The 18772-nt window shown below is 70.6% G+C and carries 20 protein-coding genes; 15 read left to right on the top strand and 5 right to left on the bottom strand.

From position 1 onward, the window contains the following. On the top strand, positions 1 to 310 hold a 310-nt coding region (locus VFB40_RS08055; protein WP_324848672.1), incomplete at its 5' end, for a response regulator transcription factor. Between the two features lie 53 nt (positions 311 to 363). On the opposite strand, the gene VFB40_RS08050 is transcribed toward VFB40_RS08055, so the two are convergent. Next, positions 364 to 1614 carry an FUSC family protein gene (locus tag VFB40_RS08050; protein ID WP_324848671.1) on the bottom strand — a complete coding sequence of 417 codons (1251 nt, stop codon included), beginning with the start codon at positions 1612 to 1614 and terminating at the stop codon, positions 364 to 366. A 149-nt stretch (positions 1615 to 1763) separates the two neighbouring features. On the opposite strand from VFB40_RS08050, the gene VFB40_RS08045 reads away from it, so the two are divergent. From VFB40_RS08045 to VFB40_RS08015, 7 genes are all read left to right on the top strand, one after another. Beyond that, entirely contained in the window at positions 1764 to 2705 is a 942-nt protein-coding gene (locus VFB40_RS08045; protein ID WP_324848670.1) for a Rossmann-like and DUF2520 domain-containing protein, read from the top strand. After that, complete coding sequence (gene panC / locus VFB40_RS08040; protein ID WP_324848669.1) at positions 2702 to 3559, top strand: pantoate--beta-alanine ligase; 858 nt, start codon at positions 2702 to 2704, stop codon at positions 3557 to 3559. Before VFB40_RS08045 ends, panC begins: the two co-directional genes overlap by 4 nt. Further along, entirely contained in the window at positions 3556 to 5238 is a 1683-nt protein-coding gene (locus tag VFB40_RS08035) for an L-aspartate oxidase (RefSeq protein ID WP_324848668.1), read from the top strand. Before panC ends, VFB40_RS08035 begins: the two co-directional genes overlap by 4 nt. Continuing rightward, positions 5235 to 6131, top strand: coding sequence for a carboxylating nicotinate-nucleotide diphosphorylase (nadC, locus tag VFB40_RS08030; RefSeq protein ID WP_324848667.1), 897 nt, complete (start codon positions 5235 to 5237; stop codon positions 6129 to 6131). Before VFB40_RS08035 ends, nadC begins: the two co-directional genes overlap by 4 nt. A 114-nt stretch (positions 6132 to 6245) precedes the next feature. Continuing rightward, positions 6246 to 7034: a type III pantothenate kinase gene (locus VFB40_RS08025; protein ID WP_324841091.1), complete on the top strand. Its 789-nt coding sequence runs from the start codon at positions 6246 to 6248 to the stop codon at positions 7032 to 7034. A 73-nt stretch (positions 7035 to 7107) separates the two neighbouring features. Then, positions 7108 to 8628, top strand: a complete 1521-nt coding sequence (lysX, locus tag VFB40_RS08020; RefSeq protein WP_324848666.1) for a bifunctional lysylphosphatidylglycerol synthetase/lysine--tRNA ligase LysX — start codon at positions 7108 to 7110, stop codon at positions 8626 to 8628. An 86-nt stretch (positions 8629 to 8714) separates the two neighbouring features. Further along, on the top strand, positions 8715 to 8882 hold the full coding sequence (locus VFB40_RS08015; protein WP_324848665.1) for a hypothetical protein: 168 nt from the start codon (positions 8715 to 8717) through the stop codon (positions 8880 to 8882). Here VFB40_RS08015 and map read toward each other — a convergent pair. The 3 genes from map to VFB40_RS08000 are packed head-to-tail and all read right to left on the bottom strand — an operon-like array spanning position 8879 to position 10824. After that, a complete protein-coding gene (gene map, locus VFB40_RS08010) occupies positions 8879 to 9646 on the bottom strand; it encodes a type I methionyl aminopeptidase (RefSeq protein ID WP_324848664.1) in 768 nt (255 codons plus the stop codon). The genes VFB40_RS08015 and map overlap by 4 nt on opposite strands. An 11-nt stretch (positions 9647 to 9657) precedes the next feature. Beyond that, positions 9658 to 10437 carry a M56 family metallopeptidase gene (locus VFB40_RS08005; RefSeq protein ID WP_324848663.1) on the bottom strand — a complete coding sequence of 260 codons (780 nt, stop codon included), beginning with the start codon at positions 10435 to 10437 and terminating at the stop codon, positions 9658 to 9660. Positions 10438 to 10452: 15 nt separating this feature from the next. Beyond that, positions 10453 to 10824, bottom strand: coding sequence for a BlaI/MecI/CopY family transcriptional regulator (locus VFB40_RS08000; protein WP_324848662.1), 372 nt, complete (start codon positions 10822 to 10824; stop codon positions 10453 to 10455). Between the two features lie 89 nt (positions 10825 to 10913). Between VFB40_RS08000 and VFB40_RS07995 the strand changes: the two genes are divergently transcribed. From VFB40_RS07995 to VFB40_RS07970, 6 genes are all read left to right on the top strand, one after another. Further along, complete coding sequence (locus VFB40_RS07995) at positions 10914 to 12293, top strand: cytochrome ubiquinol oxidase subunit I (protein ID WP_324848661.1); 1380 nt, start codon at positions 10914 to 10916, stop codon at positions 12291 to 12293. Beyond that, positions 12290 to 13318, top strand: coding sequence for a cytochrome d ubiquinol oxidase subunit II (locus VFB40_RS07990; RefSeq protein ID WP_324848660.1), 1029 nt, complete (start codon positions 12290 to 12292; stop codon positions 13316 to 13318). The genes VFB40_RS07995 and VFB40_RS07990 overlap by 4 nt, the downstream gene beginning before the upstream one ends. 84 nt (positions 13319 to 13402) lie before the next feature. Next, positions 13403 to 14665, top strand: coding sequence for a globin domain-containing protein (locus VFB40_RS07985; protein WP_324848659.1), 1263 nt, complete (start codon positions 13403 to 13405; stop codon positions 14663 to 14665). A 234-nt stretch (positions 14666 to 14899) separates the two neighbouring features. Further along, a complete protein-coding gene (locus VFB40_RS07980; protein ID WP_324848658.1) occupies positions 14900 to 15856 on the top strand; it encodes a M48 family metalloprotease in 957 nt (318 codons plus the stop codon). 80 nt (positions 15857 to 15936) lie between these two features. Continuing rightward, the gene (locus VFB40_RS07975) at positions 15937 to 16455 is read left to right on the top strand and encodes an amino-acid N-acetyltransferase (protein ID WP_349261387.1); all 519 of its coding nucleotides are present in this window, start codon (positions 15937 to 15939) and stop codon (positions 16453 to 16455) included. Between the two features lie 109 nt (positions 16456 to 16564). Then, the gene (locus VFB40_RS07970; RefSeq protein ID WP_324848656.1) at positions 16565 to 16906 is read left to right on the top strand and encodes a histone-like nucleoid-structuring protein Lsr2; all 342 of its coding nucleotides are present in this window, start codon (positions 16565 to 16567) and stop codon (positions 16904 to 16906) included. Between the two features lie 87 nt (positions 16907 to 16993). Here the strand turns inward: VFB40_RS07970 and VFB40_RS07965 are convergent, their stop codons facing one another. Then, the gene (locus tag VFB40_RS07965) at positions 16994 to 17551 is read right to left on the bottom strand and encodes a hypothetical protein (protein WP_324848655.1); all 558 of its coding nucleotides are present in this window, start codon (positions 17549 to 17551) and stop codon (positions 16994 to 16996) included. Between the two features lie 403 nt (positions 17552 to 17954). On the opposite strand from VFB40_RS07965, the gene VFB40_RS07960 reads away from it, so the two are divergent. Further along, the coding region (locus VFB40_RS07960; RefSeq protein ID WP_324848654.1) for a Clp protease N-terminal domain-containing protein at positions 17955 to 18772 on the top strand (818 nt) is incomplete at its 3' end.

Here is an 18772-nt window from a genome sequence, read left to right as displayed (position 1 = left end):
AGTGCACAGCGGCGACGCCGTGGTCGCGCCGTCGACGACCCGGCGGCTGCTCGACCGCTTCGCCCCGATGCTGCCTTCCACCAGCACGCCTGCGCCGCCGACGCTTTCCGTTCTCACCGAGCGCGAACGGGAAGTGCTCGGACTGGTCGCGCAGGGCCTGTCCAACTCGGAGATAGCGGCCAGGCTGGTGCTGTCCGAGGCGACGGTCAAGACACACGTTGGCAGGATCCTGATGAAACTGGACCTGCGTGACCGGGTTCAGGCGGTAGTGCTCGCGTATGAGACTGGGCTGGTTCGTCCTGGGCACTAGGAGCGCCCCGGGGCGTAACGCACCTTCCGGCACGTGACGCGTCGAAGGGTGCGTTACGCCGGCTGGCGCGACGGATGTGACGAATAGGCGCGCAGATGTGCCGGGATGCCCTCGCGGTGCGGACCGTCGTCCGGGTCGAGTTCACGCAGCATCCGCCGCGAATCGTCGAGCAGCGCACCGTGGATCGACCACAGCATCGTCGGTGCGTCATCGTCCGGGTGCATCGCTTGGGCGGCCTCGCGCGCGTGCGGCTTCGAGGACTTGATCAGCCGGCTCAGTTCCTCGTACACGCGGGGGCTGGCTTTGTCCGGCAGTTGTAGGCGGCCGAACGCGTTCAGCGCCTTTGCCGAGTCGTCGAGCAGTTGCGCGAGCTCGGGCGGGATCGACCGGTGGGTGGCCGGGATGGCGGCGAAGTCAGCGGTCAGGTCCGAAAGGCCGCGCATCAGGCTGTTGAGCTGCGTGGCGACGTGGTCGAGCGCGATCGCTGCCTCGTCCACTCGGTGCACGTCGTCGAGGTGTACCGACTTGCGCGGGTGGTACTTGAGCGACTCCTCCGCCTGCTCGGCGATCTTGCGCGCCGCCCGTGCCGACGCGGCCAGCTCCCGGCTGCGGCTGAGCCAGCTGCGCGCCTGGTCGTGATCCCAGTCGTCGCGCAACCGCTTGGCCACCGCGCCACACAGGGCGGCCAGGTCGTCGGCCAGATCCGCCAGCTCCTTGGCCGCGGTCCTGGCGAAGGCCGGCGGCGCGACCACGGTGTTGACCAGCACGCCGATCGCCGCGCCGATCACGCTGTCGAGCACCCTGACCATGCCGTAGCTGCTGCCGAAGGCCAGCACCAGCAGCCCCGTCACCGCGACCTGGGTCACCTGCGTGCCCAGCTGCAGCGTGCGGCCGAGCACGAGGCCGAAGACGACGATCAGCGACATTGTCAGCATGTTGACGCCGAGATAGCGTCCGATGGCCAGCGCGCCGACCATACCGGCCACGATCCCGGCACTGTATTGGATCGCCCGGCGCACCGACTGATAGAGCGTCACCTGCACCACGACCAGCGCGGCGACCGACGCGAGCACCGGATCGCGCACCCGCAGCAGCTCCGCGGCCAGCTCCCAGGCGATCGCCGCGGCCAGCGCCGCCTTCGCGGTCTGCACGAAGGCGTCTCGTTCGCGGATCAGCCAGTGCTCGAGACCGTGCAGCCGGTACGCGCGCAGGGCCGGGCCGAGCGGCCACTGCGCACTCCGGTTGATCCGGTCGCGTGCCCGGTTGACCAGGGCGGCGGCGTACCGGCCTTCCTCACCCGACATGATCACCATTGTCCTGCATCGTCGCCGGGTCCGGGAGTGCCGTCGGCGGCCGGCGGCAGATCGCCGACAGCGTGTGTCGCCGCAGGCGCGTACGCTTGTGCCAACGTCCGGTACCTGAGGGACTGGAACGCAAGACGAGGAGTGAGGGCGTGGACGGCTCGCCAACGCAGCCACCGGACGCTGCCACGACGTCCCGCCCCGGCCGCTTCACGGTCGGCATCGTGGGCGCGGGAAGGGTCGGCCCGGTACTCGGCGCCGCCCTGGCCCGCGCCGGGCACAGCGTGGTCGCGGCGTCCGGGGTCTCCGAACGCTCCCAGCGCCGGGCCGCCGATCTGTTGCCCGGCGTTCCGCTGCTGCCCGCGCAGGAAGTGGCGACGCAGGCCGAACTGCTGCTGCTCACCGTGCCCGACGACGCCCTCGGGCAACTCGCCGCGGGACTGGTCGCGACCGGCGCGATCCAACCCGGCAAGGTCGTCGTGCACACCTCCGGCCGCTACGGCATCGGGGTGCTCGATCCGGTACGCAAGGCCGGGGCGCTGCCGCTCGCGCTGCATCCGGTCATGACGTTCACCGGCACCGACGTGGACCTGGCCCGGCTGAGCGGCTGCTCGTTCGGGGTCACCGCACCCGCGCAGTTCCGCCCGATGGCCGAGACGCTCGTGGTGGAGATGGGCGGGGAGCCGGAGTGGATCGCCGAGGAGAGCCGCCCGCTCTACCACGCGGCCCTCGCCTCCGGCGCGAACTACCTGGTCACCCTCGTCGCGCAGGCCGCCGACCTGCTGCGCGCCAGCGGGGTCAACCAGCCCAACCACATGCTCGCGCCGCTGCTGTCCGCCGCGCTGGACAACGCGCTGCGCTCCGGCGACGCCGCGCTGACCGGACCGGTCGCTCGCGGCGACGCCGGCACGGTCGCCGCGCACCTGGAAGAACTGGACCGGGTCACCCCACACGGCCCGGTGCGCGCCGCGTACCTGGCGATGGCGCGGCTGACCGCCGACCGGGCCCTAGCTGCCGGAATGCTCACCGCCGAGCAGGCCGAGCCGCTGCTCGGCGTGCTGAGCGAATCGCGTTCGAAGGGAGAGGGCCAGTGACCAGGGTGGTGCACACCCGCGCCGACCTCGAGGCGGCCCGCGCCGGGCGCTTCGGCGACACCGCCGTCGTGATGACGATGGGCGCCTTGCACGACGGGCACCTCGCCCTGATCCAGGCGGCCAGGCAGGCGGCCAAGACCGTCATCGTGACCATCTTCGTCAATCCGCTGCAGTTCGGCCCGACCGAGGACTTCTCGCGCTACCCGCGCACCCTCGCCGAGGATCTGAAGCTGTGTGAGGCCGCGGACGTCGACGTGGTCTTCGCGCCCTCCGTCGAGGAGGTCTATCCCGGCGGCACCCCGATGGTGATGGTCGATCCGGGCCCGATGGGCGAGGTGCTGGAGGGCGCCTTCCGGCCCGGGCACTTCGCCGGAGTGCTCACCGTCGTCAACAAGCTGCTGAATCTGACCGGACCGGACGTCGCCTTCTTCGGCCAGAAGGACGCCCAGCAGCTCGCCCTGATCCGGAGGATGGCGCTGGACTTCAACCTGCCGGTCGAGATCGTCGGCGTGCGGACCGTGCGCGAACCGGACGGCCTGGCGCTCTCCAGCCGCAACCGCTACCTCTCCGCCCCCGAGCGGGAGACCGCGCTCGCGCTGAGCCGAGCGCTGGCCGAGGGCGCGACCCGGCCGACCGTGCCCGCCGTGCTCGAAGCGGCCCACGCCGTGATCGACGAGGCCGCCCGCGCCGAACCGCCGCTCGCGCTCGACTACCTCGCGCTGGTCGACCCGGGAAACTTTCAGGATCTGCGCGAGGACTACACCGGCAACGCGATCCTCGCGCTCGCCGCGCGGGTCGGCACGACCCGGCTCATCGACAACGTCCCGCTGACCATCACCGGTGAGGCGACATGACCCGCATATCGAGGCTGCTGGCGCCCGCGCCCGGCTGGACCGCCTACGCCGACACCGTGGTCGTCGGCTCCGGTATCGCCGGCCTCACCGCCGCGCTGGCCGCCAGGCATGCCGGCTCGGTGCTGCTGGTGACCAAGGCGCAGCCCGCCGACGGCTCGACCCGCTGGGCGCAGGGCGGGATAGCCGCCGCGCTCGGCATCGGCGATACTCCCGAGGCGCACCTGGCCGACACCCTCACCGCCGGCGCAGGGCTCTGTGATCCGGAGACGGTGCGCATCCTGGTCACCGAGGGACCGGCGGCGGTACGCAACCTGCTGATCAACCGCGGCGCCGAGTTCGACCGCCGCTCCGACGGCAGCATTGCGCTCGGCCGCGAGGGCGGCCACCATGCCGACCGGATCATCCACGCCGGCGGAGACGCGACCGGCGCCGAAGTCTCCCGCGCGCTGCTGGCCCGCCTCGACCAGCTGGTCGACGAGATCGAGGTCATCGACCACGCCCTCGTGCTCGACCTGCTCACCGATGCCGACGGCCGCGCCGCCGGGCTCACCCTCCACGTGCTCGGCGAAGGCGCGCGCGACGGCGTCGGTGCGGTACACGCCCGCGCTATCGTGCTCGCCACCGGCGGACTCGGGCAGGTCTTCACGGCCACCACCAACCCGTCGGTGGCCACCGGAGACGGCGTGGCGCTCGCGCTGCGCGCCGGGGCGAAGGTCGCGGACCTTGAATTCGTGCAGTTCCACCCGACCGTGCTCTGGCTCGGCGACGGGGCGCGCGGCCAGCAGCAGCTCATCTCCGAGGCGGTGCGCGGCGAGGGCGCGTTCCTCGTGGACGCGAAGGGCGAGCGGTTCATGACCGGGCTGCACGAACTGGCCGACCTCGCGCCGCGCGACATCGTCGCCAAGGCGATCATGCGGCGGGCCAACGAGCAGGGCCTCGACCACCTCTGGCTGGACACCCGGCACTTCGGCGAGGACAAGTGGCGCGGCCGCTTCCCCACCATCTGGGAGTCGCTGCACCAGCTCGGCATCGACCCGGTCAGGGACCTGATCCCGGTCGCCCCGGCCGAGCACTACGCCTCCGGCGGCGTGCTGACCGACCACTGGGGCCGCACCTCGATCCGGGGCCTCTACGCCTGCGGCGAGACCGCCTGCACCGGAGTGCACGGCGCGAACCGGCTGGCCTCCAACTCGCTGCTCGAAGGCCTGGTCTTCGCCGACCGGATCGGCCGGGACCTGGCGCGCGCCTTCGGCCCCGACGGCGACGAGCCACCCGGCGAACCGGTGGCGGACCAGCGCCCGCAGGTGCTGCTCGACCCCTCGGCGCGGCTCGCGACGCAGCAGGCGATGAGCGCCGGCGCCGGAGTGCTGCGCAGCGCGGACTCGCTGGCGCGCACCGCCGCGGACCTGCGCGCCCTGCTGGACCGGCCCGAGGACGATCCGCGCGCCGAGGCCTGGGAGGCGACCAACCTCCAGCAGGTGGCCACGGTGCTGGCCGAGGCCGCCGCGCTGCGGGAGGAGACGCGCGGCTCGCACTGGCGGGAGGATTTCCCCGCGACCGACGACGAACACTGGCGCGTTCGTCAGATCGCGCAGGCGACGGCGGAGGGCGTACAGATCACACGCGTTCCGGTGTATCAGAGTGCCGATTTTGAATCCGGCAAGAAGGAGGCTCGGTGATCTCGGCTCAGATCGCGCAGCTGCTCGCCGACGCGGGGCTCGACCCCGAATACGTCGAGCGGGTCGTGCGCAACGCCGTCGACGAAGACCTGGACGGCGGCGAGGACGTGACCACGGTCGCCACGGTCGACGAGACCGCACAGGCCGTCGCCGACTTCACCGTGCGCGCCCCCGGCGTCGCGGCCGGCATCCCGGTGGCCGCCGCGGTGCTCGACGTGCTCTCCGGCGGCACCACGCAAATCGAGTTCCACGTCCAGGACGGCGCGCGCGTCGAAGCCGGCACGGTTCTCTTCACGGCCTCCGGCCGGGTCCGCGACCTGCTGACCGCCGAACGCACCACGCTCAACCTGCTGTGCCACCTCTCCGGCATCGCGACCCTGACCCGCCGCTGGGTCGACGCGGTCGAAGGCACCGGCGCGAAGATCCGCGACACCCGCAAGACCACCCCCGGCCTGCGCAAACTGGAGAAGTACGCGGTGCGCTGCGGCGGCGGGGTGAACCACCGGATGTCGCTCTCGGACGCGGCCATGGTCAAGGACAACCACGTGGTCGCGGCCGGAGGCGTGGTCGAGGCCTTCGAAGCGGTCCGCAAGCGTCACCCGGAGCTGCCGATCGAGGTTGAAGTCGATACGCTCGACCAGTTGCTGCCGGTGGTCGACGCCGGGGCGCAGTTGGTGCTGCTGGACAACTTCACCCCGGAGCGGATGCGCGCCGCGGTGCTGCTGGTCGGCCGCAACGAGCCGTACGGCCGCACCAGGCTGGAGGCGAGCGGCGGGTTGACCCTCGACGGGGCCCGCGCCGCCGCCGAGACCGGAGTCGACTATCTTTCCGTCGGCGCACTGACCCACTCCGCGCCGATCCTGGACGTCGGCTGCGACTTCCGCACCACCTAGGCTCCGACCGCGGTACCGCACAGCCGAACACTTGAACGACCGCACCGCCGCACCACCCACGCTGAATAGACCCTGCCGAAACCTCCCGGCGCTTTCCCCACCGGAGCCCCAGCCATGCTGCTCACGATCGACATCGGTAACTCCCAGACGGTGCTCGGCCTGTTCGAGGGCGACGAGATCGTCGAGCACTGGCGGGTGTCCACCGATCCCCAGCGCACCGCCGACGAGCACGCCGTGCTGTTCCAAGGCCTGATGCACAACCACCCGCTGGTCGGCGACGGCGGAGTGGACGGGATAGCGCTGTGCTCGACCGTGCCGTCCGTGCTCCAGGAGATGCGGGACATGATCCGCCGCTACTACGGCGACATCCCCTCGCTCGTGGTCGAGCCCGGCGTGAAGACCGGCATGCCGGTGCTGGTCGACAACCCCAAGGAGGTCGGCACCGACCGGATCATCAACGCGCTGGCCGCCGTCCACCTCTACGGCTCGCCGTGCATCGTGGTGGACCTGGGCACCGCGACCTCCTTCGACGCGATCTCCGCGCGCGGCGAGTGGATCGGCGGCGCGATCGCCCCCGGCATCCAGATCTCGGTGGACGCGCTCGGCGCCCGCGGCGCGCAGCTGCGCAAGATCGAACTGGCCCGGCCGCGCTCGGTGATCGGCAAGAACACGGTCGAGTGCATGCAGGCCGGCATCCTCTACGGCTTCGCCGGGCAGATCGACGGCGTGGTCAATCGGATGGCCGAGGAGCTGGCCGACGACCCGAACGACGTCACCGTCGTGGCCACCGGCGGCCTGGCCCCGCTGGTACTGGAAGAAGCCGAGGTCATCGACGCGCACGAGCCCTGGCTCACCCTGATCGGGCTGCGCCTGGTCTACGAGCGCAACATCGGCACCACCTGACCGCCGCGGCCGGGCCCGCCGCGGCGCCGCGGGCGGGCGAATCCGTTTCCCACGGCCCCTTATCCTTGTGCCCATGAGCGACGAGCCGACCACCAGCAGCCCCCAGTCCGAGGAACCCGAGCAGATGCGGGTGCGGCGGGAGAAGCTGGAGCGGATCAAGGCGCGCGGCGCCGATCCGTATCCGGTCGGCTATCCGCGCACCGGGACGATCGCCGAGGTGCGCGAGAAGTACCAGGGCCTCGACCCGGACACCGCCACCGGCGACACCGTCTCCGTCGCCGGGCGGGTGCTGCTCTCGCGCACCGGCGGCAAGCTGTGCTTCGCCACCGTCCGCGAGGCCGAGGCGGAGATCCAGCTGATGGTCTCGCTCGACCGGGTCGGCGAGGCCTCGCTGGCGGACTGGAAGGCCGACGTCGACCTCGGCGACCACGTCGGGGTCACCGGCGAGGTGATCACCTCGCGGCGCGGCGAGCTGTCGATCCTGGTGGACTCGTGGCAGATCACCTCCAAGTGCCTGCGGCCGCTGCCCGACAAGCACAAGGGCCTGTCCGACCCGGAGGCGCGGGTGCGGCAGCGGTACGTGGACCTGATCGTGAACGCCGAGGCGCGCTCGATGATGCGCAGCCGCTCGGCGATGATCCGCTCGATCCGCGACACGATGCACGCCGAGGGCTACATCGAGGTGGAGACCCCGGTGTTGCAGACGGTGCACGGCGGCGCGACCGCGCGTCCGTTCCGCACCCACATCAACGCCTACGACATGGACCTCTACCTGCGGATCGCGACCGAGCTGCCGCTCAAGCGGCTCATCGTCGGCGGCGCGGAGCGGGTCTTCGAGATCGGCAGGCTCTTCCGCAACGAGGGCGCGGACGCCACGCACAACCCCGAGTTCACCACCATCGAGTGCTACGAGGCCTACGGCGATTACCGCACCCAGGCCGAGCTGACGCGCCGTCTGATCCTTAACGCGGCGATGGCCGTCAACGGCCACACGACCATCCGCGGCCTGGACGCGCACGGCGTGGAGCACGAGATCGACCTGGCCGAGCCCTGGCAGGAGGTCACCGTCTACGGCGGCATCTCGGAGCGCCTCGGCGAGGAGATCACCCCGGAGACCTCCGTGGAGCGGCTGCGCGAGCTGGCCGACAAGGCGGACGTGCCCTACGAGCAGAACTGGGGCCACGGTCAGATCGTGCTGGAGATGATCGAGCGGCTGCTCGAGGAGAACATCGTCGCCCCGACCTTCGTCATGGACTACCCGACCGAGGTCTCGCCGCTGGCCCGCAAGCACCGTGCCAACCCGGGCGTGGCCGAGAAGTGGGACCTGGTGATCCTCGGCACCGAGCGGGCGACCGCGTTCTCCGAGCTGATCGACCCGATCGACCAGCGCGAGCGGCTCACCGCGCAGTCGCTGCTGGCGGCCGGCGGCGACGAGGAAGCGATGCAGCTGGACGAGGACTTCCTGCGCGCCCTGGAGTACGGCATGCCCCCCACCGGCGGCATGGGCATGGGCATGGACCGCCTCATCATGATGCTGACCGGCAAGAACATCCGCGAGACCATCCTCTTCCCGCTGGTGCGCCCCGGGTCGTAGCCGCGAATCCCTTGGTGGCACAGTAGAAGTACGGCGGGGCGTACCGCACCCGATGCACAGGGCAGGACGAGGAGGTGTCGCGAGCAGTGGTGAAGGATCTTGAGTCCCTTATTCCGCCGCTGATCATGGCGATCGCATTCATCGCCATCGTCGTCACGATCCTGCGTTCGCAAAATCCACGGCGCCGCGAGGCGGCCAGGGCCCGTGAGCGCGCGGCTGAGGAAGCCGATCCGAGGATCCAAAAAGCTGACTAGCGAGCGGTGAGGATCACCGGGCCCTGATCCGTCACCGCGACCGTGTGCTCGACGTGCACGGTGCGGCTGCCGTCGGCGCTGCGCAAGGTCCAGCCGTCCTCGTCGGCCACGTACTCGTCCTTGCCGCCGCCGAGGAACCAGGGCTCGATCGCGATGACCAGGCCGGCCCGCAGTTTCAGGCCGCGTCCGGAGCGCCCCTCGTTGGGCACGGACGGGTCCTCGTGCATGGTGTGGCCGACGCCGTGGCCGCCGAAGTCCGTGTTGATGCCGTAGCCTCCCGCGCGACCCACCGCGCCGATCGCGGCCGAGATGTCCCCGATCTTCGCGCCGACGACGGCCGCGGCGATGCCGGCGTCCAGCGCGGCGTACGCCGTGTCGATCAGCCGGCGGTCCTCGGGCCGCTCCTGCCCGACGATGAGTGAGATCGCCGAGTCCCCGGTCCAACCGTCCAGCGTCGCCCCGCAGTCCACGCTCAGCAGGTCGCCGTCCGCGAGCCGGTAATCGGTCGGGATGCCGTGCAGCACCGCGTCGTTGACCGAGGTGCAGATCACCGCCGGGAACGGGATCGGCGCGAAATGCGGCCGGTAGCCGAGGAACGGCGAACTGGCGCCGGCCGACCGCAGCACCTCGCGGGCCACCTCGTCGAGTTCGGTGAGCTTCGTGCCGACCGCCGCCTGCTCGCGCACCGCGGCCAGGGCCGTGGCGACGACCCGCCCGGCGGCGCGCATCGCCTCGATCTCGCCGGGAGTCTTGAGTTCAACCACGGTCTCTCTCCTCAGGTCAGCCTGCGTACTCGGGCCAGCACCGAGGCTGGAGCCGCCGTGTTCGAGGCCGCGTCCTCGGCCCGCTCACAGGCGGCCACGCCCGGCGGACGCCCCGCGCCGACCCTGGCCAGCGCGCGGGCCACGGTCAGCCGGCTGGTCGCCGCCGCGGCGGCGTCGTCGGCCAGCATCTCGACCAGCTCCGCGACGGCCGCGGTGGCCCGGCGGGCCGGGGCGAGGAACGGCAGCGCGGACTGCCAGGCCACGAAGGGCTGGATGACCAGCTCGTGTCGCCCTTTCGCGTGCGCCCGCTCATGGGCCAGCACGGCAGCCAGTTCCTCCGGCGGCAGCGCGGCCAGCACGCCGTCGGTGATCACGATACGCGGCTGCGGACCCGGCAGGCAGTACGCCAGCGGCTCGGGGTGATCGAGCACCCGCACCCCGTCGGCCTCGGCCCGGCCGAGCAGGTCCACCACGGTGCGCTGGCGGCGCAAGTGCCGCTCGATCCGCACGGCCGAGGTGGCCAGCACGCCGAACAGCCAGGAGAACAGCAGCGCGGCCAGCACCAGCGCGATCAGGTTGACCCCGGCCAAATCCCGGCCCAGCGGCGCGAAGCCGACCAGAAGCAGGGCGCTGATCGCGCTGAGCCCGCCGACGAGGCCGACCAGCTGCCAGAGCACGATCGCGGTGCGCGGGGAGCGGCGGGTCCACTGGGCGGTGCACAGCGCGTTAGGCACCGGCCAGGCGAGCAGGATCGCGATGACGGCGCAGGCGGCGGCGGCGATCAGCCACATCGCGCGGCGCCTTGCTCAGGCGTTCGAGGAGCTGGCGGGGGTTTCCTCGAGCAGTTCGCGCAGCAGCGCCTTCTCCTCCTCCGACACCGAGCCGGCGAAGTGGACCAGGGCCGAGCGGCGGTCGTTGGTGGTGCCGAGCGCTTCGAGCATGGTGCTGGCGATCAGCTCGGCGCGGCTGGTGGTGGCCGAGTAGCGGTAGGCGCGGCCGTGCCGTTCCCGGGTGACGAAGCCCTTGCCGCCGAGGCGGTCGAGCACCGTGAGGATCGTGGTGATCGCGGGGGCGTGCTCGCGTGGCAGCTCCTCCACGATCCGGGTGGCAGCCACCGGTTCGGGTGTGTTCCACAGCACGTCCATGACCGCGCGTTCGAGTTCGCCGAGCCTAGCCATGGGGTCTACTCTAGTGCCGAAAGAACTTCTACGGAGTGTAGAAGTTTGCTGGAGTGACACACGCCTCACGGGGCCGAGGGGAGCCGAGATTGTCCGGGCTCGTCGTCGCGCGGGTGGAGACCGCGCTGTCCCTGTCCTTCCACATCATGTTCGCCGTCTTCGGGGTCGGCCTGCCCTGGCTCATGCTCTACGCCGAGCGGCGCTGGCTGAAGACCGGGGACCTGGTCTGGTACGCGCTGACCCGCAAGTGGGCGCGGGTCATGGCGGTGCTCTTCGCCATCGGCGCGGTCTCCGGCACCGTGCTCTCCTTCGAGTTCGGGCTGCTGTGGCCGACCTTCATGTCCACCTACGGCGGCGCCATCGGGCTGCTGTTCACCCTGGAGGCCTTCGCCTTCTTCACCGAGGCGATCTTCATGGGCCTCTATCTCTACGGCTGGAAGCGGCTCTCCCGGCGCGCGCACTGGCTGGTGCTGTGGCCGATCGCGATCTCCGGCACGCTCTCCACGCTCTTCGTGGTGATGGCGAACGCCTGGATGAATCACCCGGTCGGGCTCGGCGTCTCGCACGGGAAGATCACCGCGGATCCGTGGGCCGTCTTCTCGAGCTCCACCTCGTGGACCGAGGTCACCCACATGTTCGTCGCCGCGCTGATGTGCACCGGCGGCGCGGTGGCCGCGGTGTACGCGATCGGGATGCTGCGCGGGCGCCGCGACGAATACCATCGCAAGGGCCTGAATCTCGGGATGGCCGTCATCCTGGCGCTGGCGCCGGTTCAGCTCCTGATCGGCGACTTCGCGGCGCGCGACGTCGCTACGACGCAGCCGGCCAAGCTGGCCGCGATGGAAGGGCACTACTACACCTCCGGGCACGTGCCGCTCACCATCGGCGGGTTCTACAACAGCCAGACGCACCAACTCGTCGGCGGCGTACCGATCCCCGACGGGCTATCCCTGCTGCTGGACTTCAAGCCCGGCGCGGTGGTCCCCGGACTGGATCAGACCCCGGCGAACCAGCAGCCGATGACGGCGGTCGTACACCTCGCCTTCGACTCGATGGTCGGGCTCGGCACCGCGATCCTGCTCATCGCGGCCTGGGGCGCGTGGCGCTGGTTGCGTAGCCGCAGGCGCGGCGTCGTGCCCCGGATCGCGCACACCAAGCGGTGGTTGTGGGCCGCCGCGTTCAGCGGGCCGGCCGCGATGCTGGCGATGCTGGCCGGCTGGGAGGTGACCGAGGGCGGCCGGCAGCCGTGGATCGTGTACCAGCAGATGCTGGTCGCCGACGCCGCCACCAAGAGCACCGGCCTCGGCTGGGCGCTGCTCGTCACGATCCTGATCTACCTCGGGCTCGCCGTCGCGCTGATCCTCATCCTGCGCAAGCTCGCCAGCGGCTCCCCGCCCGAGCTCGCCCGGATCGGCTCCGAGACCGGACCTGACATCGAGCCGACGCCCGCCCTGGAGGTGACCCGGTGACCGCCGTGAACGCGATGCTCGTGATCATCGTGCTGAGCCTGCTCGCTTACGCGCTGCTGGCCGGGGCCGACTTCGGCGGCGGCTTCTGGGACCTGGTGGCGGGCTGGAGCGGGAAGCAGGAGCGCGATCCGGAGGGGCAGCGCGGCCTGATCGCCGCCTCGCTCGGCCCGGTCTGGGAGGCCAACCACGTCTGGCTCATCTTTGTGATCGTCAGCGTCTTCAGCGCCTTCCCCACCGCCTTCGGAACCATCGCCACCTCGCTGGAACTGCCGCTCGGCTTCGCCCTCGTCGGCATCGTGCTGCGCGGCGCCGCGTACGTGTACCGCGCTTACGGGGAGGGCGCGGCGCTCCCGGACCGCTGGTGGGGCCGGATCTTCGCCGGCGCCTCGGTCCTGACCCCGTTCATGTTCGGCGTCTCCGGGGCCGCATTGGCTACCGGCTCGCTCGGTCCGCAAAGCACCCCGACCGAGCCGTTCCGCTCAGCCTTCGCGCTGACCGCTGGCGTGCTGGCGGTAGTGGTTACCGCGTTCCTCGCCGCCGTCTACCTCTGCCACAACGCCGCGCAGAGCCCTGCCACGACGCACCTGGTCCCGGTCTTCCGCCGCAAAGCCATCGGCGCGGCGATCGCTTCCGGAGCCGTGGCGGTCGCGATGCTGCCGTTCCTGTACCGAGACGCACCGATCGTCGCGGCGCGATTCACGGATCGCTCCATCCCGTTCGCGGCGGTTTCGGCGATCTGCGGCATCGCCAGCCTGCTGGTGCTCTGGCGGGAGCGTTACGTGCTCGCCCGCGTCACCGCCGCACTCGCGGTCGCCACCGTGCTCGGTGGCTGGGCGGCCGCGCAGTTCCCAGATCTGCTGGTCAGCAAAGGCGGCATTGACGCGTATAGCGCGGTGCAGTCGGCGGCGGCGCCACAGAGCGTCGACGCGATGCTGATAGCGATGTGCCTGGGGATGGCGGTTGTACTGCCCTCCTTTTACCTATTATTGAAGATATTCAGCCGACCTGCGGTCGACGAGCACTGAAAGTGACCGCGGCGGTAGCCCTGAAGCCGGTCAACTGTGCGGTCCGGGGAAAGTGAACCCGGACCGCCCGGTAAGCTCACCCGGGTGAGTGACAGGGCTGTGGTGACAGCAGAGCAGGGCACATTGCAAAAGCAGGACGCCTACGCGGACTTCGACGCGAGCAGCGAAGCGGAGGCCGAGGCGGGAATCGCGACGGGCGCCGCGCAGTGGGCGCAGGAGGATCTCATCGCGGAGATCCGGGAGAGCTTCGCGCTCATCGAACCGTACGGGCCCGAGGCCGCTGCGTGGTTCTATGAGCATTTCTTCGCGGCCAATCCCCGGTACCGCAAGTATTTCTCCGCCGACGCGGCCACCCAGCACCGCCGGCTGTTCCAGGCCGTGCAGCGGATCGTCGGCGACCTGGACAAGCTCGACGAATTCCTGCCTTATCTGCGCCGGCTCGCGTTGCGGCACCGCAAATTCGGCCTGCGCGCCGCGCACTACCAGGCTTTCGGCGCCTCCCTGCTGGCCGCCGTGGCGCAGTACTGCGGTGACCAGTGGACCGAGCGCACCAACGCCGCCTGGGACGCCGGATACGGCTTGGTGGCCAACGTGATGCTCGACGCGGTGGCCGAGGCGGACGCGCTCGGACCGGCCTACTGGGAGGCGGAGGTCGTCGCTCACGAAGCCCTCGCGGACGGCGTCGTGCGCGTCGTCGCGCGGCCCGTGGTGGACTCGCGGTTCGCCGAGTCGGAGCACAAGGGCGCGTACCGGTACGTCGCCGGGCAGTACTCGGCCGTGGAAACGGCGGCGATGCCTCGGGTATGGCGCGATTTCTCCTTCGCCACCCGGCCCAGTGGCGACTCGGGCGGGGACGAGGTCGAATTCCACGTTCAGCTCGGCCGCTCCGGCGGTGTGAGCGAGGTGCTGGTGAGCCAGACCGCGGTCGGCGACCGGCTGCGGATCGCGGCCGCAGAGGGCGAACTCGCCTTCCCCGGGCCGGATCGCACCTCGCGCCTGCTCGCCGTCGCCCACGGAACCGGCGCCGCGCCTGTCCACGCTCTGATTCAGCACGCCATCGCCGAGGGGGATCTGCGGCCGCTGACAGTCGTGCTCGCCTCCGACGAAGGCCCGCACTATCTCGCCGACGCGCTGCGTGCGCTGGCCGAAGAGCACGGCGACATGACCGTCGAGGAGGTCGTGGGCGACCCGCTCGCCGCAGTACACGCGCACGCGGCCGCCTCCGACGCGCATGGAGCCTGCGGCGCCGTGCTGGTCGGGCCGAGTGCGCTGGTCGACGAGAGCCGCAGCGCGCTGCTGGCCGCCGGGGTCGATCCCGAAGCGGTCTCCTCAGACCTCTTCGACTGATCCCGGCCGGTCTGTCACTCCGACAGCCCGATTCGTCTATTGAATCGACCTGTCTGTTGATACGAACTCTTCGACTGGTTGACCACCCTTTCGGTGGATGTGCACCACCCGCCGACTGCTGCCACAGTGCACAGCGTGGTGTTACGTGCTACCGATCGTCCCGGGCGGCGCCGGCATCGCAGAGCGCGCGGCGAGAGACCTGACAGTCGCGGGCCGGGCTCGGTCCGGCTCAACGTGGCGCGCCCGGACCGCACGGCGCTCTGCTCGCTGGCCCTGGTGCTGGTGTTCCTGCCGGTCGCCGGGGCCTGTCTGCTGCCGCTCGTGCTCCTGGCCCGGCGCGCGCTCGGCGCGCCGCTGTGGCTCGGCTACGGCCTCTGGCTCATCAGCGCGGCCTGCTACGGGCTGCGGCCGGTGCAGCTGGCGATGGCGAGGCTGCTCTGGCCCATCCGGCGGCCCACCGCGGCCGAACGGGCCCGGCTGGAACGGATCTGGCGGCAGGTCATCGCCCAGGCCGACGTGAGCGGCCGCCGCTTCCGCATCCGCGTCGTGGACCTCACCGAGGCCAATGCGCACTCGGTCGGCCGCGACCTGATCTGCGTGACGACCGGGGCGCTCGACCAGCTCGGCGACCGCGAACTCGCCGGGGTGCTCGCCCACGAACTCGGCCACCATCTGCGCATGCACACCTCGGTCTCGGCCTTCCTCGTCTGGGTGCTGCTACCTCTCCAAGGCATCGCCCTGCTCGGATCGCTGCTCGCCACGCCGGTCGCGGCGCTCGCGAACGCCCTCGGCACCGAACCGCACCCCGCCAGCGGATATGGACCACGCCGCTGGGTCTGCGGATGCGCACGCGCAGCCTTCCGCCTCGGCCACGGGATCCGGGTCGTGTTCGCGGCTCCCGGGGTCGCCGCGTTCGCCGCCAAGAACGCGGCCGGGCGCAGCGCCGAGTACCGGGTGGACGCCTTCGCGGTCGACATCGGGCTCGGCCCGGAACTGCTCAGCGCGCTGCGCTGGTTCGCCGCGAACGAATCCACAGGCTGTGGATTACTGGGCGATTCTCACCAGGAAAATGAATACGGCCGCTCCGGCCGCGCTCGGCATGCCGCCGTCCGCATCCCCCGGCCTACGCATCCACCGCTTGACCGGCGGATGGCGCGTATCGCCGCCCGGGTGGGACTGTGCGATGCCTGAAGAGCGTGCTTAAGGCGTGACGTACTGTCAGTGAGTGTCCCCTTCATCCGCCGGGTAAAGAGCGCTTCGCGCCAGGCCCTATGCTCGCCGCTGTGGATGATCTGACCGTCCGGCGGGCGCGGACCGCCGACGTTCCCGCGATTCGCGCCCTGCTGGACGTCTACGTGACCGACCGTATTCTTCTGGACAAGCCCACCGTGACGCTATATGAGGACATTCAGGAGTTTTGGGTCGCGGAACGCGATAACGACGCTTCTGTAGTCGGCTGTGGCGCGTTGCATGTCATGTGGCGGGACTTGGCTGAAGTGCGTACCGTGGCGGTGGATCCGCGCAGTCGCGGACTCGGCGTCGGTCACGCCATTGTGGAAAAACTTCTCGCCACCGCCTCCTGGCTCGGCGTGCGGCGGGTGTTCTGCCTAACCTTCGAAACCGCATTCTTCGAGCGGCACGGATTCCGCCCGCTGGCGGACTCGCCGATCGAGCCGGAGGTGACCGCGGAACTGTTGCGGTCGGCCGACGAAGGTATCGCGGAGTTCCTCGATCTGGAACGCGTCAAGCCGAACACTTTGGGCAACACCCGGATGCTGCGCGTGTTGTAGCGGACGCCCGGTGGGAACGGTTACCTGCTTTTGCGGCTTCGGAGTTGAATTCACCGCGGAAATGCGCTTGTCTAGTGTGCCAAGACGGTCCTCCGGGAAAGAGGCGAGTATGGCGCAGAAGACGGTGGTCGTCATGACAGACGACCTCAGTGGCGGCGACGCTACGCAGACGATCCATTTCAGTCTGGACAACGCGGACTACGTGATCGACCTGAACGACAAGAACGCGGCCGCGCTGCGTTCCGATTTCGAAAAGTACATCGAGGCGGGGCGCAGGTACCGCGCGGACGGTTCCGCGGCGCGGCCGAAGCGCGGCGCGGTCCGCGGACCGGCCTCCGGAGTGGACACGGCGGCGGTGCGCGAGTGGGCCCGGGCCAACGGCCACGAGGTCAGCGAGCGCGGCCGGGTCTCCAAGAAGATCATCGACGCCTTCGTGGCGGCCAACAACTGAAGGGCCGCCGGTGACGGAGGGATCGCCGGCGGCCGGGTCGGCGAGCGGGCCCGCTTTCCGCGCGGCCCGAGATCCGCGACGGACGGTCTACCCGGCGCGGCGGGTGAGGGCGTATCGCGAGCAGGATTCCGCGATCGTCGCCAGCAGGGCGATCACCTCGGGGGGGACCGCCAGCGGGTCATGCAGCCAGCGGTCGGCGGCCGGGGCCGGAATGCTGTCACCGGCGCCGTAGGCGCGCATACCGAGGTCGATCCCGCCCCAGTCCAGCCAGTCGAGCAGCTCCGGCAGGTCATCGCGCGCACCGGGGGCGACGAAGAAGCAGCACCGGGCCGGTTCGGCCGAGGCCGGCTCGCACAGCGCCACCGGCCCTGGAGCCAGCGCCGCCTGTCCGTATCCGATCAGCCTGCGCAGCGCCCTACGCCCGGCCTCCGCCGGCACCTCTACGACATCGAACTCGGTCCCGGCCTCCAGCCACAGCCGATCGTGATCGTCCCGGTGCACCGGCCACGCGCGCTGCTCGACGTACCAGCGCTCCAGCTCGCCGACCCCGTCCGACCCCTCAGCGAGAGCCGCCTCCGCGCGCTCGCCGCCGGAATCGGCCCGGCCGCCGGGAACAGGACCGGCGAATGCGGCGTTAGTCGACATGCGAGCCCTAAAGGGTGCGGAAGCGGGGGAGTCGCGGACCGCTGGTAGAGCGGTCGAGCTCAAGGCAACGTCGCGTGAGGTGCGGTGCGCACGACGCAGTGTGTACGACACGCCTCTCACGTGGATCGCTGCGCCTAACTTAGAGCATGGCGGCTCAGCTCGGGAGGGTTACCCGCCGCACCGTTCGCTTCAGGCGTACAGCAGTGGCGCGTACGTGGCTGAAGTGCGGGAACACCTGATCAGACAGGGTGCAACGCTAAACTGACACAGTGTGCCGCCGCTCCGCGGGGCGCGCATTCCCGTAGGGTCCGTCTCCAGGCGGGACTAGCATTCGGAAGGACAGGCCGGGTGCAGTTGCAGGGATTCCCGGCACTGCCCGACCGCTCCGGGGAGCGAGAAGAAGATGTTCGAGAGGTTCACCGACCGCGCGCGGCGGGTTGTCGTCCTGGCCCAGGAAGAGGCCCGGATGCTCAACCACAACTACATCGGCACCGAGCACATCCTGCTCGGCCTGATCCACGAGGGCGAGGGTGTCGCCGCCAAGGCGCTCGAGTCGTTGGGCATCTCCCTTGAGGCGGTGCGCCAGCAGGTCGAGGAGATCATCGGCCAGGGCCAGCAGGCCCCGTCCGGGCACATCCCGTTCACTCCGCGCGCCAAGAAGGTGCTCGAGCTGTCACTGCGCGAGGCGCTGCAGCTCGGACACAACTACATCGGCACCGAGCACATCCTGCTCGGTCTCATCCGCGAGGGCGAGGGCGTGGCCGCCCAGGTCCTCGTCAAGCTCGGCGCGGACCTGAACCGGGTGCGCCAGCAGGTCATCCAGCTGCTGTCCGGGTACTCCCAGGGCAAGGAGGCGGCCACCGCGGGCGCCCCCGCCGAGGGCACCCCGGCCACCTCGCTGGTGCTCGACCAGTTCGGCCGCAACCTGACCCAGGCCGCCCGCGAGGGCAAGCTCGACCCGGTCATCAACCGGGAGAAGGAAATCGAGCGGGTCATGCAGGTCCTCTCCCGCCGCACCAAGAACAACCCGGTGCTGATCGGGGAGCCCGGCGTCGGCAAGACCGCCGTGGTCGAGGGCCTGGCCCAGGCGATCGTTAAGGGCGAGGTCCCCGAGACGCTGAAGGACAAGCACCTCTACACGCTCGACCTCGGCGCCCTGGTGGCCGGCTCCCGGTACCGCGGTGACTTCGAGGAGCGGCTCAAGAAGGTCCTCAAGGAGAT

This window comes from Actinocrinis sp. (assembly GCF_035650855.1).
Classification (GTDB): domain Bacteria; phylum Actinomycetota; class Actinomycetes; order Streptomycetales; family Catenulisporaceae; genus Actinocrinis.
Note: the sequence above shows the minus strand (reverse complement) of the source record. Positions and strands in the feature narration are given on the sequence as shown.